At 63.9% G+C, this 16,761-nt stretch carries 15 protein-coding genes; 7 read left to right on the top strand and 8 right to left on the bottom strand.

All coding sequences use genetic code 11. The features are described 5' to 3' along the window. Positions 1 to 30: 30 nt before the first annotated feature. Together AC3WL2_RS12960 and AC3WL2_RS12955 are read left to right on the top strand one after the other, a co-directional pair. Entirely contained in the window at positions 31 to 972 is a 942-nt protein-coding gene (locus tag AC3WL2_RS12960; RefSeq protein ID WP_102682867.1) for a LysR family transcriptional regulator, read from the top strand. A 45-nt stretch (positions 973 to 1,017) separates the two neighbouring features. Then, complete coding sequence (locus AC3WL2_RS12955) at positions 1,018 to 1,236, top strand: DUF2970 domain-containing protein (RefSeq protein WP_094011402.1); 219 nt, start codon at positions 1,018 to 1,020, stop codon at positions 1,234 to 1,236. 297 nt (positions 1,237 to 1,533) lie between these two features. On the opposite strand, the gene AC3WL2_RS12950 is transcribed toward AC3WL2_RS12955, so the two are convergent. Further along, positions 1,534 to 2,610, bottom strand: coding sequence for an ABC transporter substrate-binding protein (locus tag AC3WL2_RS12950; RefSeq protein ID WP_102682868.1), 1,077 nt, complete (start codon positions 2,608 to 2,610; stop codon positions 1,534 to 1,536). A 216-nt stretch (positions 2,611 to 2,826) separates the two neighbouring features. Between AC3WL2_RS12950 and AC3WL2_RS12945 the strand changes: the two genes are divergently transcribed. From AC3WL2_RS12945 to AC3WL2_RS12935, 3 genes are all read left to right on the top strand, one after another. Beyond that, complete coding sequence (locus AC3WL2_RS12945; protein WP_102682869.1) at positions 2,827 to 4,479, top strand: nitrite/sulfite reductase; 1,653 nt, start codon at positions 2,827 to 2,829, stop codon at positions 4,477 to 4,479. Next, on the top strand, positions 4,463 to 4,957 hold the full coding sequence (locus AC3WL2_RS12940; protein ID WP_023629994.1) for a DUF934 domain-containing protein: 495 nt from the start codon (positions 4,463 to 4,465) through the stop codon (positions 4,955 to 4,957). The genes AC3WL2_RS12945 and AC3WL2_RS12940 overlap by 17 nt, the downstream gene beginning before the upstream one ends. A gap of 167 nt (positions 4,958 to 5,124) precedes the next feature. Next, complete coding sequence (locus tag AC3WL2_RS12935; RefSeq protein ID WP_102682870.1) at positions 5,125 to 6,690, top strand: hypothetical protein; 1,566 nt, start codon at positions 5,125 to 5,127, stop codon at positions 6,688 to 6,690. Positions 6,691 to 6,767: 77 nt separating this feature from the next. On the opposite strand, the gene AC3WL2_RS12930 is transcribed toward AC3WL2_RS12935, so the two are convergent. Further along, complete coding sequence (locus AC3WL2_RS12930) at positions 6,768 to 7,628, bottom strand: AraC family transcriptional regulator (protein WP_256582612.1); 861 nt, start codon at positions 7,626 to 7,628, stop codon at positions 6,768 to 6,770. A 298-nt stretch (positions 7,629 to 7,926) separates the two neighbouring features. On the opposite strand from AC3WL2_RS12930, the gene dkgB reads away from it, so the two are divergent. Further along, entirely contained in the window at positions 7,927 to 8,730 is an 804-nt protein-coding gene (dkgB, locus tag AC3WL2_RS12925; protein ID WP_102682872.1) for a 2,5-didehydrogluconate reductase DkgB, read from the top strand. 58 nt (positions 8,731 to 8,788) lie between these two features. After that, complete coding sequence (locus AC3WL2_RS12920) at positions 8,789 to 9,970, top strand: MFS transporter (RefSeq protein WP_102682873.1); 1,182 nt, start codon at positions 8,789 to 8,791, stop codon at positions 9,968 to 9,970. A gap of 72 nt (positions 9,971 to 10,042) precedes the next feature. On the opposite strand, the gene ahpF is transcribed toward AC3WL2_RS12920, so the two are convergent. The 6 genes from ahpF to AC3WL2_RS12890 form a co-directional block, all read right to left on the bottom strand. Next, positions 10,043 to 11,605, bottom strand: a complete 1,563-nt coding sequence (gene ahpF, locus AC3WL2_RS12915; RefSeq protein WP_102682874.1) for an alkyl hydroperoxide reductase subunit F — start codon at positions 11,603 to 11,605, stop codon at positions 10,043 to 10,045. Positions 11,606 to 11,742: 137 nt separating this feature from the next. Next, positions 11,743 to 12,306 (bottom strand): alkyl hydroperoxide reductase subunit C, encoded by a 564-nt coding sequence (ahpC, locus tag AC3WL2_RS12910; RefSeq protein ID WP_023631141.1) that lies wholly within the window; start codon positions 12,304 to 12,306, stop codon positions 11,743 to 11,745. Between the two features lie 256 nt (positions 12,307 to 12,562). Further along, on the bottom strand, positions 12,563 to 13,918 hold the full coding sequence (gorA, locus tag AC3WL2_RS12905) for a glutathione-disulfide reductase (protein WP_102682875.1): 1,356 nt from the start codon (positions 13,916 to 13,918) through the stop codon (positions 12,563 to 12,565). Positions 13,919 to 14,016: 98 nt separating this feature from the next. Next, a complete protein-coding gene (gene galU, locus AC3WL2_RS12900; protein WP_023631140.1) occupies positions 14,017 to 14,856 on the bottom strand; it encodes a UTP--glucose-1-phosphate uridylyltransferase GalU in 840 nt (279 codons plus the stop codon). A gap of 232 nt (positions 14,857 to 15,088) precedes the next feature. Next, the gene (locus tag AC3WL2_RS12895; RefSeq protein ID WP_102682876.1) at positions 15,089 to 16,003 is read right to left on the bottom strand and encodes a c-type cytochrome; all 915 of its coding nucleotides are present in this window, start codon (positions 16,001 to 16,003) and stop codon (positions 15,089 to 15,091) included. Then, positions 16,000 to 16,650 (bottom strand): c-type cytochrome, encoded by a 651-nt coding sequence (locus tag AC3WL2_RS12890; RefSeq protein WP_102682877.1) that lies wholly within the window; start codon positions 16,648 to 16,650, stop codon positions 16,000 to 16,002. Before AC3WL2_RS12890 ends, AC3WL2_RS12895 begins: the two co-directional genes overlap by 4 nt. Positions 16,651 to 16,761 lie beyond the last annotated feature (111 nt).

Below are 16,761 nucleotides of genomic sequence, written 5' to 3'. Positions count from 1 at the left end.
GATCCATAACTCCAACAAAGAGCGGCGCCCATGAACCTCAGCAAGGTCGACCTCAACCTGTTCATCGTCTTCGACGCGATCTACACCGAAGCCAACCTGACCCGCGCCGGGCAAATCGTCGGCATCACCCAGCCAGCAGTGTCCAACGCCCTGTCACGGCTGCGCGAGACGTTCAACGACCCGCTGTTCGTGCGCACCGCTCAGGGCATGGTGCCCACGCCCATGGCGCAGAACATCATCGGCCCGGTACGCAATGCGCTGTCGCTGCTGCGCACCTCGGTACAGGAAAGCCGCATCTTCACCCCGCTGCAGGCGAGCAAGACCTTCCGCATCAGCATGACCGACCTCACCGAGGCGGTGATCCTGCCGCCGCTGTTCCAGCGCCTGCGGCGGCTCGCCCCGGCACTGGTGATCGAGAGTTTCCTGTGCAAGCGCCGCGAGACCACCAAGGAACTGGCCGCCGGGCGCCTGGACTTCGCCGTCGACGCGCCGCTGAACACCGACCCTCAGGTGCGTCACGTCAAGCTCATGCAGGACCGCTACGTCTGCGCCATGCGCCCCGGCCACCCACACGCCGACAGCAAGCTGAGCCTGGACAACTACCTGGCCATGACCCACATCCATATCTCCAGCCGCCGCAACGGCCTGGGCTATGTGGACCTGGCCCTGGGCAAGATGGGCGTGCAACGCCGTGTCGCCCTGCGTTCGCAGCACTACCTGATGGCCTCCCAGGTACTGCAGCAGACCGACATGGTCATGACCGTGCCCGAGCGTTTCGCCCGCCGCCACCAGTTGCGCCACCAGCCCCTGCCGGTGGAGGTACCGGCGCTGGAGACTCACCTGTACTGGCACGAAAGCACCGATCAGGACCCGGCCAACCGCTGGATGCGCGAGCAGATTATCGAGCTGTGCGAGCGGGTGGTGGCCCAGGATGAGCAGGAACAGGCAAGCCCGGCAATCGCATCGGCCTGAGTCGCCTACACTGTCGATGATTGCCTCTGAACCCAGGAGCCACTCATGGACGACAGCCAACATGGCAAGCCACCGACCTTCTGGCAAATGCTGCAAAGCATCCTCGCCGCGGCGTTTGGCGTGCAAAGCGGCAAGAACCGCGCCCGCGACTTCACCTATGGCAAGGCCAGCCATTTCATCGTGATGGGGACGGTGTTCACGCTGATCTTCATCTTCGTGCTGATCGGTCTGGTGCAGCTGGCGATGCACCTGACGGCGCGCTAGTCGCGCCGGGCAATACTGCTTGGCTAAACGCAATCCGCCCGCGGATATCCCTTCCGCGGGCGGTTCAGGTGTATCTCACGGTCTTGAGCAGTTATCCGCTATTGATGGCTGACCCAGTACACCGCGGTGACCACCACCAGCACGATCAGGCACAGGATCGCCCAGGCATCGACACTGCTGTCAGCTTTGCGGACCTTGGTAGAGTTTCCCATTGCATTGCCTCTTGTAGTGGTTATGGGAATGCACTTCACAAGCAGCAGTTAAGTTCAGCAATGCCCTTCGCTCAAGCAGGGTCTTTCAATACTCGACGGGTGACGTGAGAAACGGGTAGCGGAAATCCGCCGGCCGCCCTTCGGCACTGAAACGGTGGAAGTCGATGCCGTGGTCATCCTGCTCCAGCAGCTTGAGCCAGCGCCGCGCCTTGGCCGGGTCGATCAGTTGCAGGGCGGGCGCGCTGTGCTCGCGCTGGCCGTCGCGATCCACTGCAAGCCCTTGGGCGTCGTCGTGCAACATGACCATGGCCCAGCCACCCAGGGTGAAGTGCCCGCCCATGAGCACGCTCAAACGCCCTTCGATTCGCGCGCGCAGTGCCTCGGGCGAGCTATTGACCGCACTGAACAGGGTGTCGCGCCCCGGCACCTTGCCCAACGCCTCGAACGCCTGCATGGCACCGAACGCCATCTGGTCGTTGGCCGCCCACACCAGGCGGGTGTCGGGGTATCGTTCGAGCAGCATCTGCGCCTGTTCAAAGGCGCGCTCGCGGCTCCAGCCGCCGTATACCACTTGGCGCAGGCGCACCCGGGGGAACTCGGCCAGTGCCCGGCGCATGCCCTGCACGCGCAGCTGCGAAGCCGGCGTGGTCTTGACCCCGGCGAAGGCCAGCAGGTCGACCGGCCCGGCTTCGGCAGGCAGTTGCGCCACCAGCGCCTTGAGCATCTGGTAGCCGGCCTCCTCGTCGTTGCTGACCAACGTGCCGAGTACTTCAGGATATTTGTCCGGCTGCGCCTGGACACTGTGTGCCTGGCTGTCGGTGAGGCCGTTGTTGACCAGGAACAGTTTGACCCCGGTGCCCCGCGACAAGCGGATGATCTCCGGCGCGACGTACAGCTCGTTGACCAGCACCAGGTAATCCGGGCGCTGCGGCCCTTGCAGTACCTCGCGAGCCTGGGTAAGGGCAAGGTCGGCGCGACGCTCGCTGTACTGCACGCGCAAGGTCATGCCCAGGTCGCTGGCGGCGGCCTCCATGAAACGTGAATAGTCAACCCAGAACGTTTCATCGGAGTAGCCCGGGTTGAGAAATACCACCGAAGCGGCCTGCGCGCTCGCTGCCAGTGGCAGGCTCAGGCACAGGCTCTGGCACAAGGCCTTGAGCATGCTGTTACTTCCCTGCGAAGCAAACCCCGGATTATAGCCCTGCGATGTACCGCAGCGGACAAATGCCAGTCAGTCTCACTTAGTCCAATTGGTTCTTTTCATATGCAAAAACATCACTTTAGCGCATAAACCCACTCTGCTATCGTTCCTCCGCTCCGCCCCGGAGTGCGCGGCCGTGCGCGCGATTAGCTGCATGCAGCCTGAGACAGGACTTATATGTACGTATACGACGAGTACGATCAGCGGATCATCGAGGACCGCGTCAAGCAGTTCCGTGATCAGACCCGCCGCTACCTGGCCGGTGAGCTGAGCGAAGAAGAATTCCGCCCTCTGCGCCTGCAGAACGGCCTGTATATCCAACGTTTCGCGCCGATGTTGCGAGTCGCCGTGCCGTATGGCCAGCTGAACGCACGTCAGACCCGCATGCTGGCGAAGATCGCCCGCGACTACGACAAGGGCTATGCGCACATCAGCACGCGCCAGAACGTGCAGTACAACTGGCCGGCGCTGGAAGACATCCCTGAAATTCTCGCTGAGCTGGCCACCGTGCAGATGCACGCGATCCAGACCAGCGGCAACTGCCTGCGCAACGTCACCACCGACCAGTTCGCCGGTGTCGCCGCCGACGAGCTGGTCGACCCGCGCCCGTGGTGCGAGATCGTCCGCCAGTGGACCACCTTCCACCCGGAATTCGCCTACCTGCCACGCAAGTTCAAGATCGCCGTCAACGGTTCGAGCGACGACCGCGCCGCCATCGAAGTGCACGACATCGGCCTGGAGCCGGTGCGCAACGCCGCAGGCGAACTGGGCTTCCGCGTCTTGGTCGGTGGCGGCCTGGGCCGCACTCCGGTGATCGGCGCGTTCATCAACGAGTTCCTGCCCTGGCAGGACCTGCTCAGCTACCTGGACGCCATCCTGCGCGTGTACAACCGTTACGGTCGTCGTGACAACAAGTACAAGGCGCGGATCAAGATCCTGGTCAAGGCCCTCACCCCGGAAGTGTTCGCCGAGAAGGTCGAGGCCGAGATGGTCCACCTGCGTGGCGGCAACACCACCTTGACCGAGGCCGAAGTACAGCGCGTCGCCCGCCACTTCGTCGATCCCGAGTACCTGGCCCTGAACAACACCGACTTCAGCGCGCTGGACGCCGAGCACCCGGGCTTCGCCCGCTGGCGCTCGCGCAACACCCGCGCGCACAAGAAGCCGGGCTATGTTGCCGTGACCCTGTCGCTCAAGCCCACCGGCGTCGCCCCGGGCGACCTGACCGACAAGCAGCTCGACGCGGTCGCCGACCTGGCCGAGCGCTACAGCTTCGGCTACCTGCGCACCTCCCACGAGCAGAACATCATCCTCGCCGACGTCGAGCAGCGTCAGTTGCACGCGCTGTGGCTGGAGCTGCGCGAGCAAGGCTTCGCCACCCCGAACATCGGCCTGCTGACCGACATCATCTGCTGCCCGGGCGGTGACTTCTGCTCGCTGGCCAACGCCAAGTCGATCCCGATCGCCGAGTCCATCCAGCGCCGCTTCGACGACCTGGACTACCTGTTCGACATCGGCGAGCTCGACCTGAACATTTCCGGCTGCATGAACGCCTGCGGCCACCACCACGTCGGCCACATCGGCATCCTAGGCGTGGACAAGAAGGGCGAGGAGTTCTACCAGGTCTCGCTGGGCGGCAATGCCGCGCGCGACGCCAGCCTGGGCAAGATCCTCGGCCCTTCCTTCGCCCAGGACGACATGGCCGACGTGATCGAGAAGCTGATCAATGTGTACGTCGAGCGGCGCACTGAAGACGAGCGCTTCATCGACACCTACCAGCGGATCGGCATCGACCCCTTCAAGGAACGCGTCTATGCAGCGAATCATTAAGAACAACCAGATCGTCGACGAAACCTGGCACCTGCTGCCCAAGGACGTCTCGATCGACGAACTGACCAACTGCGACGACTACATCGTGCCGCTGCAGCTGTGGCGCGACCATCCGAGCCTGCTCAAGGCCCGCGACGGCGGCCTGGGCATCTGGCTGGACAGCGACGAAGAAGCCGAGGAAATCGGCGAGCACGTCGAGCACTTCCAGGTGATCGCCCTGAACTTCCCGGCCTTCACCGACGGGCGCAGCTATTCCAACGCGCGCCTGCTGCGTGACCGCTACAAGTTCAAGGGCGAGCTGCGCGCCATTGGCGACGTACTGCGTGACCAGCTGTTCTACATGGCCCGCTGCGGTTTCGACGCGTTCGCCATCCGTGCCGACAAGGACCCGGAAGACGCGCTGCAGAGCCTGAAGGACTTCTCGGTGACCTACCAGGGCGCCACCGACGAACCGCTGCCGCTGTTCCGCCGCCGCTGATCGTCGCTTGCAGTACTCCCGGCCCGCCTATGGCGGGCCGATTCGTTTCTGCGCCGGCAAGACGACCAGTCCGGATAGGCCGAGGAAAAATCCGAACGTTCACTCAGGTTTGCTAATGGCATGCCGATATCAGGGCATATCCTTTTCACTCCGCAAGGAAAGCGACGATGAGCCCAATCACCTCGGCACTGCGATTCACGCCGATCCAAACTCCACCCGCTCCCGCGCCGAACCTGATCGTTCGCCAGCCCACGAGCGTCGCCAGCGCCCCAGGCACCCAGGTCATCCTGGGCCAGGACACCCGCATTCCCGACAGTGAGACCTACACCTCGCGAGGCACGCTGGACAGCGCGCAGCCCAGCTACACCTGGGAACAGGACGGGCTGGACAAGCTGAGCATGTACATGTTCAGCGCGGTCAAGTCGTCCTCCACCGCTGCCCGCTTCCAGGGCCTGGGCAGCGCCCTGGTGGAGCAGCTGGCGGCCAGCGGCGGCCAGCGCGTCTCCCAGTCGGCCTTGCAGGTCAACGAGACCGACACCACCCCGCTGAGCCTGCAGCAGACACGCCTGCGCGAGTTCGCCAGCAATACCGTCACCCTCAGCCTCACCACCGCCTCCGGCGCCACGGTGAAACTGGGTTTGTTCAACGGTGAACGGGGCCTGGCGGTCGACGCCGAAGTCCAGGGCGGTGAGCTCAACGCCAACGAGCTCAAGGGCCTGGCTGCCCTGGCCGACGGTTTCCAGTCGGCGATCAATGGCTTGACCCGGCAACCGCCGAGCCTGCAGCTCGGCTCGCTGGTCAAGCTCGATCCGAGCCTGTTCAGCGGCCTGCAAATGAATGCCAAGCTGGACTTGCCCAGTGGTGGGCAACAGACCTTCGACCTGCGCCTGGACGGCTCCACCCGCAGCCTGAAACTCGATGGCCCGAGTGGCCAGGTACAGCTGGACCTCGACTCCCAGGGTGGCGCGCTGCTCGGCGGCAAGGCCCAGCGCCAGGCCGCCCTGGACAACTACCTGACCCAGTTCGACGAGGCGCAGAAGCGCGGCAAGGGCGATGCCCAACTGACCTCGCTGCTCAAGGATGCCTTCAGCCAACTGAACAGCATCGACGACAACAGCCCGCGCCCCGCGGGCCATAACGACGCGGTGAACACCTACAGCCGCGCGTTGCTCAGCGGCCTGGCCGACTTCAAGGCCTCGATCGTGCAACCGTCCAGCCGCCCGAACGCGCGACGCCTGGATGAGGAAGACCGCTTCGCCTACCAGGTGTCGCAATCGACCTCGACCAGCGGCCAAGGCACCACCATCGCCCGTCAGCAACGCCAGGAGGCCAAGCTGGATGCCGCCTGGCATTCGAGCCTGTCGTCTGCTGCCAAGCTCACCGAAGCGGATCCGTTCGACGAAAAGAACTACCGTTACCACACGCTCAGCGAAACGGCGAGCAGCACCACCGAACTGTCGTTCGTCGACAATGTGCTCAAGGAAGCCAAGGCCACCCAGGAGGCCACCAGCACCAAGCGCGTGCTCACCTACGAGGGTGGCAAGCTTGAGTCCGATGTCAGCACGCCCGAGTCGGTGAGCCGCTCGCGCAACCTGCTGAACCTGCTCGACGATCTGTTCAAGACCGATGAGAAGGCCCGGCGCAACGGCAGCCAGTACGACCTCGACGCGCAACTGGCGGCCCATGCCGGGCTGTGGCAGTTGCAAACCGACCCGGCGAAGATCCACGACTGACCGAGGCGCCGCCGCGCAGACAAGCCCACCCCTGCAAGGACTGCGGAAGCGGGCTCATCTGCGCGCGGCCTTGGCGCTCAGCGTAATGGCACGTAGATATCCGTCTGCCATTGTTCCAGCGGCGTCTGCGGATAGATGCTCAGGTAGTGGAAGAACAGCGGATGATCGCGCAGCTCCTCGCCACTGCCGGGTAGCCAGTCGCGGTAGATCGGGTAGATCGTCTCGCCGATGTGGTCCGGAGAGCCGACATGGCGCACCACTGCGCAGCGCCCCGCGGGCAGGCTCGACTCACAGACGCCTTGAGCGTTCGGCGCCACGGCCTCATGGATTTCCCCGCAGATGGCAAAGCGGAAGTCTTCCGGCGCGGTGGTGTCCGGATTGTTGTAGGGAATGCCGAAGCTGCGGCTGCTGGCCACGGGCGACTGCCCGCTGCTCATGCGCCAGTCGATGAACCGGCGCACGGTTTCGCTGACCTGGCTCGGCGGCCCCCGATGTTCGAGCGCGGCAAGGCGCACGGCGGCGAAATCGACGATTCGTACCTGCATGGTGATGCTCCTGGAAAAATGAGGAATGGCAAACACCGTATTCCATACCTGCCAGTCCGGCCGCCGGCGAAACGCGCTGGGCGCACGCCCGAAGGCCCGTCGAAACGCCCGGCTGAACGCTTCCGGACTTTCGAAGCCCGCCGCCAGCGCCGCGTCCAGCACCGAGTGTTCGGGCTGCCCGACCAACCGATGCGCGGCACGGCGCAGGCGCATCAGCTGCACATAACGGGCAACTGGGACGCCCACATAGGCACTGAACTGGCGGTGAAAATGAAACGCCGAAAAATGAGCCACGGCGCTCAAGGTTTCCACCGACAGGTCACCTTCGAGGTTGTCCTCGATATAGGTAAGTACGGTCTCGAACCGCTGCTGGTAAAGGGCATTGACTGACAAATCAGGTTGCTCCTGGAAATACGGCAGGCCACAGCTTCGTCGATCCAGCCATGGCCACGCCTAGCCGCACTTGCTCAATCACAACATCCTCCGGTAACGCTGGCCTGACTGCGATTATCGGCCTGCCCGGTCTTATCCAGCGTATCCCTCCACGGGTGATCGCCATTATTTTCACGCACCGATCACAACCCAACCCTCCATTCATGACTCCAGCTCAAAGGACCTTGGTTTGTCGAGGCCTTAATCAATTCCGCCGAACCCTGCACACTGCACTCATTCACTCGAGAGGAGCACATCCATGAGCATTCCATCCTTTGGCCTTGGCACATTCCGCCTCACCGGCCAGGCCGTCATCGACTCGGTCAGTGCGGCGCTGGAGCTGGGCTACCGCGCCATCGACACCGCGCAGATCTACAAGAACGAGGCCGAGGTCGGCCAGGCTATCGCCGCAAGCGGCGTGCCGCGCGACGAGCTGTTCATCACCACCAAGATCTGGGTCGACAACTACGCCGCCGACAAACTGATCCCCAGCCTGCGCGAGAGCCTGACCAAACTGCGCACCGAGCATGTCGACCTGCTGCTGATCCACTGGCCGGCGCCCGGCAACGGCGTCGAACTGCCCGAATACATGCAGGCCCTGGCCGAGGCCAAGCGCCAGGGCCTCACCCGCCAGATCGGCATCTCCAACTTCAATATCGAGCTGACCCGCCAGGCCATCCCCGTGGTCGGCCAGGGCGAGATCGCCACCAACCAGATCGAGCTCAGCCCGTATCTGCAAAACCGCAAGCTCACCGCCTTCCTCGCGGAACAAGGCATCACCACGACCTCCTACATGACCCTGGCCTATGGCAAGGTCCTGAAGGATCCGCTGCTGGCGCAAATCGCCGCCAAGCACAAGGCCACCGTGGCCCAGGTGGCCTTGGCCTGGGCATTGCAACTGGGCTACGCGGTGATCCCTTCATCGACCAAGCGCGAGAACCTGGCCAGCAACCTGCTCGCCCAGAGCCTGCGCCTGGACGCCGACGACATGGCGCGCATCGCCACCCTGGAGCGCGACGGCCGTGAAGTCAGCCCGGACGGCCTGGCGCCGGCCTGGGACTGATATCCTTCGGGCATATAGGCCCACCTCCCTGACTTCAAACGCTTTTTCGGAGCTCCCAATGAGCACGCTTTCCCCCAAACGGGTGCTGTTCGCCCTGGCCATCGGCGCCTTCGGCATCGGCACCACCGAGTTCACCCCCATGGGCCTGCTGCCGGTGATCGCCGATGGCGTCGGCGCCAGCATTCCCAGCGCCGGCATGCTGATCACCGCCTATGCCATCGGCGTGATGGTCGGCGCGCCGATCATGACCTTGCTGTTCAGCCGCTTCGGCAAGCGTGCCGCGCTGATGATGCTGATGGGCATCTTCACCCTCGGCAATCTGCTGTCGGCACTGTCGCCGGACTACTACACCCTGCTTGTCTCGCGCCTGATCACCAGCCTCAACCATGGCGCCTTCTTCGGCCTGGGCGCGGTGGTGGCCGCCAGCGTGGTGCCCCGGGACAAGCAGGCCAGCGCCGTGGCCACCATGTTCATGGGCCTGACCATCGCCAACATCGGCGGCGTGCCGGCCGCCACCTGGCTCGGCCAGCAGGTCGGCTGGCGCATGGCCTTTGCCGGCACCGCGGTGCTCGGCCTGCTGGCCATCGCCGCACTGTGGTATGCGCTGCCCAAGGGCGAGCGCGGCAACGTGCCTCATGTCCGCAAGGAGCTGGCGGTAATCGGCCGCCCCAACGTGCTGCTGGCCATGGCCACCACCGTGCTCGGCGCAGGCGCCATGTTCACCCTGTACACCTATGTCGCCCCGGTGCTCGCCGAACTGACCGGCGCCTCCGCCAGCTTCGTCACCTTCGGCCTGGTGCTGATCGGCGTCGGCTTTACCCTGGGCAATAGCCTGGGCGGCAAGCTGGCTGACTGGTCGCTGGACGGCGCCGCCAAAATATTCCTCGGTGCACTGGCAGCGATCATGTTGCTGATGCCGCTGGTGCTGGGCAGCCCTGTCGGCGCTGCGCTGGCGCTGTTGGTCTGGGGGATGTTCACCTTCGCCGTGGTTCCGCCGCTGCAGATGCGGGTGATGATCGCCGCAGCCGAAGCGCCGGGGCTGGCGTCGTCGATCAACGTCGGCGCGTTCAACCTGGGCAATGCCGTGGGCGCGGCCCTGGGCGGCGCGGTGATCAGCCTGGATCTGGGCTACGCGGCGGTGCCGATGGCCGGCGGCCTGCTGGCGGCGGCCGGGTTGCTGCTGGTGTGGCTGGGCGGGCGTGGCAAGGCCACCGACGCGGTCTTGGGCAAACCGGCCTGAGACAGGCGACACCCACTAAAACGCCGCCATCCCCGAGGGATGGCGGCGTTTTTGCGTTGCACCCGCAGGCGGTCAGGCCGGGGCCGAAGTGCGGATCAGGTGATCGAAGGCGGCCAGCGAAGCCTTGGCGCCCTCGCCCACGGCGATGACGATCTGCTTGTACGGCACCGTGGTCACGTCACCGGCGGCGAACACACCCGGGATACTGGTCTGGCCCTTGGCGTCGACGATGATCTCGCCGCGCGGCGACAGCTCCACGGTGCCCTTGAGCCAGTCGGTGTTCGGCAGCAAGCCGATCTGCACGAAGATGCCTTCCAGTGCCAGGTCGTGCAACGCATCGGTGGCGCGGTCCTTGTAACGCAGGCCGGTGACCTTCTCGCCATCGCCGAGCACTTCGGTGGTCAGCGCGCTGGTGATCACCTTGACGTTCGGCAGGCTGTGCAGCTTGCGCTGCAGCACGGCATCGGCACGCAGCTGGCTGTCGAACTCGATCAGGGTCACCTGGGCAACGACACCGGCCAGGTCGATGGCCGCTTCCACGCCGGAGTTGCCGCCACCGATCACCGCCACGCGCTTGCCCTTGAACAGCGGGCCATCACAGTGCGGGCAGTAGGCCACGCCGCGAGCGCGGTATTGCTGCTCGCCCGGCACGTTCATTTCACGCCAGCGGGCACCGGTGGCCAGGATCACCGTCTTGGCCTTGAGCGAGGCGCCCCCGGCCAGGCGCACTTCGTGCAGGCCGCCGCCGGTGGCCGGGATCAGTGCTTCGCCGCGCTGCAGGTTCATGATGTCGACGTCGTACTGCTTGACGTGCTCTTCCAGGGCCGTGGCCAGCTTCGGCCCTTCGGTCTCCTGCACCGAGATGAAGTTCTCGATGGCCAGGGTGTCGAGCACCTGCCCACCGAAACGCTCGGCAGCAACACCGGTACGAATGCCCTTGCGCGCAGCGTAGATGGCCGCGGCAGCACCGGCCGGGCCACCGCCGACCACCAGCACGTCGAAGGCGTCCTTGGCATTGATCTTCTCGGCCTGGCGGACACCGGCATTGGTGTCGATCTTGCCGAGGATCTCTTCCAGGCCCATACGCCCCTGGCCGAACACTTCGCCGTTCAGGTAGACGCTCGGCACCGCCATGATCTTGCGGTTTTCCACTTCATCCTGGAACAGCGCACCATCGATGGCCACATGGCGCACGTTGGGGTTGAGCACCGCCATCAGGTTCAGCGCCTGGACTACGTCCGGGCAGTTCTGGCACGACAGCGAGAAGTAGGTTTCGAAGGTGAACTCGCCTTCCAGCGCCTGGATCTGCTCGATCACTTCGGCACTGGCCTTGGAGGGGTGGCCACCGACTTGCAGCAGCGCCAGCACCAGGGAAGTGAATTCGTGGCCCATGGGGATGCCGGCAAAGCGCAGGCTGATGTCGGCGCCCGGGCGGTTCAGCGAGAACGAAGGCCGACGGGCGTCGGTGCCGTCCGCGGCGAAGGTAATCAGGTTCGACAGGCCGGCGATTTCCACCAGCAGGTCGTGCAATTCGCGGGACTTCGCGCCGTCGTCGAGGGAAGCAACGATCTCGATCGGCTGGGTGACCCGCTCCAGGTAGGTTTTCAGTTGCGATTTAAGCGTGGCGTCCAACATACGGGCGATTCCTTTTTCAAAACTCGGATACAAAAACGCCCAGGCGAGATCGCCCGGGCGTTTTTACGGGGCGGTAACTGCTTCAGCTTTGGCGGCTGCCTACCGCCCGCGATTGGCGCATGATCAAAGGCTTCGCTTTAGATCTTGCCGACCAGGTCCAGGGACGGTGCCAGAGTGGCTTCGCCTTCTTTCCACTTGGCCGGGCAGACTTCGCCTGGGTGCGCGGCGACGTACTGGGCAGCCTTCACTTTACGCAGCAGCTCGGCAGCATCGCGGCCTACACCACCGTCGTTCAGTTCGACGATCTTGATCTGGCCTTCCGGGTTGATCACGAAGGTACCGCGATCGGCCAGGCCGGCTTCCTCGATCAGCACGTCGAAGTTGCGCGAGATGACGTGGGTCGGGTCACCGATCAGCGGGTACTTGATCTTGCCGATGGTGTCCGAGGTGTCGTGCCAGGCTTTGTGGGTGAAGTGGGTGTCGGTGGACACGCCGTAGATTTCCACGCCCAGTTTCTGGAACTCGGCGTAGTTGTCGGCCAGGTCGCCCAGTTCGGTCGGGCAGACGAAGGTGAAGTCGGCTGGGTAGAAGAATACGACGGACCACTTGCCTTTCAGGTCGGCTTCGCTGACCTGGACGAACTCGCCGTTGTGGTAGGCGGTGGCGTTGAACGGTTTGACCTGGCTGTTGATGATAGGCATGAGAGACGCTCCTTCATGGATTGAATTTCAATGGGTTGAAATCAGTTGACGGAGAGAATCCTAACCGCTGGTCCCGTTAAAGGCTCATTGGCAAAGCTCATGCTTGCGATTGGTTTTGGCTATAAGGCGCGATTATTAATAGAAGGGATTGGGCTGAGCAAAGGATTGCGCGGGGTCAAAAGCATCGCGGGGCAAGCCCGCTCCCGCGCCCGGCGATAACTGGCGTGGGAGCGGGCTTGCCCCGCGAGAAGGCGTATCAGCGAGTGACGGTACGCATGGTCACGAACTCTTCGGCGGCGGTCGGGTGCACGCCGATGGTCTCGTCGAACTGCTGCTTGGTCGCGCCGGCCTTCAGGGCGATCCCCAGCCCCTGGATGATTTCACCGGCATCCGGGCCGACCATGTGGCAGCCCAGGACCTTGTCGGTCTCGGCGTCGACCACCAGCTTCATCAAGGTCTTCTCCTGGATGTCGGTGAGGGTCAGCTTCATCGCCCGGAAGCGGCTCTCGAAGATCTGCACCTTGTGGCCGGCGGCCAGCGCCTGCTCCTCGGTCAGGCCCACAGTACCGATCGGCGGCTGGCTGAACACCGCTGTCGGGATGTTCTGGTAATCGACAGGCCGGTACTGCTCAGGCTTGAACAGACGTCGGGCCACAGCCATGCCTTCGGCCAGGGCCACCGGCGTCAGTTGCACCCGGCCGATCACATCGCCGATGGCCAGGATCGATGGCTCGGTGGTCTGGAACTGCTCATCGACACGGATGAAACCACGCGGATCCAGCTCCACCCCGGTGTTTTCCAGGCCCAGGTTGTCCAGCATCGGCCGCCGCCCGGTGGCGTAGAAGATGCAATCGGCCACCAGCTCGCGACCATCCTTGAGGGTAGCCTTGAGGCTGCCGTCGTCGAGTTTGTCGATGCGCTGGATATCGGCGTTGAACTGAAGGTCCATGCCGCGCTTTTCCAGTTCTTCCTTCAGGTGCGTGCGCACCGAGCCGTCGAAACCGCGCAGGAACAGGTCGCCGCGATACAGCAGCGTGGTAGCGGCGCCCAGACCCTGGAAGATACCGGCGAACTCCACGGCGATATAACCGCCCCCCACTACCAGTACTCGACGTGGCAATGCCTTGAGGTAGAAGGCTTCGTTGGAGGTGATCGCCAGCTCCTTGCCGGGGATGTCGGGCACCTGTGGCCAGCCACCGGTGGCGATGAGGATGGTGGCGGCCGTGTAGCGCTGGCCCTCGACCTCCACTTCATTGGCGCCGGTGATCCGGGCATGTCCCTGCAGCAGGGTGACGCCACTGTTGACCAGCAAGTTGCGATAGATGCCGTTGAGGCGCTCGATCTCGCGGTTCTTGTTGGCGATCAACGTACCCCAGTCGAAATGCCCCTCCTCGAGGGTCCAACCGAAGCCGGCGGCCTGTTCCAGCTCGTCGGCCACATGGGCGCCGTACACCAGCAGTTTCTTCGGCACGCAGCCGACGTTGACGCAGGTGCCCCCCAGGTAACGGCTCTCGGCCACCGCCACCTTGGCACCGAAGCCCGCGGCGAATCGCGCCGCGCGCACACCGCCGGAACCGGCGCCAATCACGAACAGATCAAAATCATAGGCCATGCATTCAGTCTCCTAGGCAGGCGCCCAGCATAGCGCCGTTACCTGCCACAGACAAAAAAGCCACCCCGAGGGGTGGCTTCTGGACCTGCCGGGCGAACTCAGTACGCCTTGCCAGTCTTGTAGTAGTTCTCGAAGCAGAAGTTGGTCGCGTCGATGTAACCCTCGGCGCCACCGCAGTCGAAACGCTTGCCCTTGAACTTGTAGGCGATCACGCAGCCATCCTTGGCCTGTTGCAGCAGGGCGTCAGTGATCTGGATCTCGCCGCCCTTGCCAGGTTCGGTGTTGGCGATGATGTCGAAGATGTCCGGAGTCAGGATGTAGCGACCGATGATCGCCAGGTTCGACGGTGCGTCTTCCGGTTTGGGCTTCTCGACCATGTTGGTCACGCGGTAGATGTCGTCACGGATCATTTCGCCGGCGATCACACCGTACTTGTTGGTTTCCTGCGGGTCGACTTCCTGGATGGCAACGATCGAGCAGCGGTACTGCTTGAACAGCTTGACCATCTGGGTCAATACGCCGTCACCTTCCGGGTTGACGCACAGGTCGTCGGCCAGCACCACGGCGAACGGCTCGTCGCCGATCAGCGGGCGGCCGGTCAGGATCGCGTGGCCCAGGCCTTTCATTTCGGTCTGGCGGGTGTAGGAGAACGAGCACTCGTCGAGCAGGCGACGAATGCCGACCAGGTACTTCTCCTTGTCGGTGCCCTTGATCTGGTTTTCCAGCTCGTAGCTGATGTCGAAGTGGTCTTCCAGGGCGCGCTTGCCACGGCCGGTGACGATGGAGATCTCGCTGAGGCCAGCGTCCAGCGCTTCTTCAACGCCATACTGGATCAGTGGCTTGTTGACCACCGGCAGCATTTCCTTGGGCATGGCTTTGGTAGCAGGCAGGAAGCGGGTGCCGTAACCGGCTGCCGGGAACAAGCATTTCTTGATCATATACGTCCTTAACAAGGGCTTTGCGTACGAAATTCGGCGCAGTCTAATCAGGCGGCGGTCACCTTACAATGCCCCCCGCGCTGGCCGATGCCATCATAGAGATATTCCAGTGTAGATAGTTCCTGAAGGCCGTGAATTTTAAGCGCCTGGCGGCGTCATGGCGGGACGGGCCCGCCCCCACGATCATCCCTTGCCGGGCGTGGGAACGGGCTTGCCCCGCGAGGGTTTCAGCTCAACCGCCGATCCCCTGCCCGATCAACACGCCATCGACTTTCTGCCCATACAGGTTGACCCCGTCATTGGCATGGAACTTCAGCCGGGTCTTCTCGATCGAGCCTTCGACCAGGCGCGGATCCTGCGGCCGCTCATGGCGATTGATCCAGGCTGCCACGTCCCAGGCCTGCTGGTCACTCAGGCTGCCGGGCTTGCCCAACGGCATGTTGTACTTGATGAACGACGCCGCCGTGTTGATCCGGTGCATGCCGGCCCCCCAGTTGTACGAATCCTTGCCCCACAGCGGCGGCATCACGTACTCCCCCGCCACCTTCTGCCCTTCGCCGTTGCCGCCGTGACAGATCGCGCATTGTTCTTCATACACCTGCTTGCCGCGCTTGAAGTCGTAGCCATCCTTGGGCTTCGGCACTTCCGGGTAGCCGCGACCGGCGATCTCCACTCCCGTCGGCGCCTGGGTCGACAACCAGTAGGCATACACGCTCAGGGCGGTCATCTGCGGGCTTTCGGCCGCCGGCGGCTTGCCGTTCATGCTGAAGGTGAAGCAGCCCTGGATGCGTTCGGCGAAGGTGTTGACCTTGTCGTTTTTCTTGCGGTACGCGGGGTACATCGGATAGGCGCCCCAAAGCGGCGCGGAATGAAACAGGCGGCCCTGGTCGAGGTGGCAGTTGCTGCAGTTCAGGCCATTGCCGACGGCTTCGGGCATCAGCCTGCGGGTATCGACGAACAGCGCATGCCCTTCGCGGACCATCTTGCCGAAGGCGTTGTCCGGAATGGCGCTTTCCGCGGGCGGCACGAATTGCGGGGCGGCCTGCACGCCCGGCACCTTGAGCTGGGACTGGTCTTCCATGGCAATAGGGGCGGCCTGGGCAGTGCCCATGGCCAGCAGCAACAGGGTTGGCATAAGGGTCTTCATGGCTTGACCTCCTGGCTTGCCGGCTGTGCGAAGTAGTCGGCAACTGCCTTGACCTCGGCATCGGTCATCGCTTTGGCGACATCCACCATCAGCTGGTTGGGGTCGTTGCTGCGGCTACCATCGCGCCAGGCGTTGAGCTGTGCCACCAGGTAGCTGGCCGGCTGCCCGGCCAACGGCGGGAAGTGCTCGCCGACACCGCTGCCACCCGGGCCATGGCACTGCACGCAACCGGGAATCTTGCGGCTCCAGTCGCCGTAGATGGCCAGGCGGGCCACCGGATCGGTGGTGATCTGCTGACGCCGCGTGTCAGGTGCGGCATCGGCCGGCAGCTTGGCCAAATAGGCGCTGATCGCTTCGATTTCGGTATCGTCCAGGGCCTTGGCCAGCGGCTCCATCACCGCCTGCTTGCGGCTGCCACTGCGAAAGTCCTGCAATTGCTTGCTCAGATAGCCGGCGGGCAGGCCGGCAAGGCGGGGAAAGCCGGCGGCGGCGATGCCTTTGCCGTCCGCGCCATGGCAGCCAAGGCAGGCCATGGCGGCGGGATTCTGCCCGCCCTGGTTGAAGATTTTCTGGCCGTCGGCAGCGTGCGCCGAGGGCCAGGCCAAGATCAGCAGGCTGCCGATCACGACATGGCTCAGGGGTTTCATCACGGAGGCTCCATTTCCTTGTTATAAGCTTAGGCTCAAACGATATAAGCCCAGAAATACTAGGCCTATTCCCCGGCCTGCGACAACGTGCCACCGGGAAGGAAAATGGCA

It is taken from the genome of Pseudomonas sp. FW305-96, assembly GCF_058783825.1.
The sequence above is the reverse complement of the archived record's forward strand: the minus strand, read 5'-3'. Positions and strand labels throughout refer to the sequence as shown.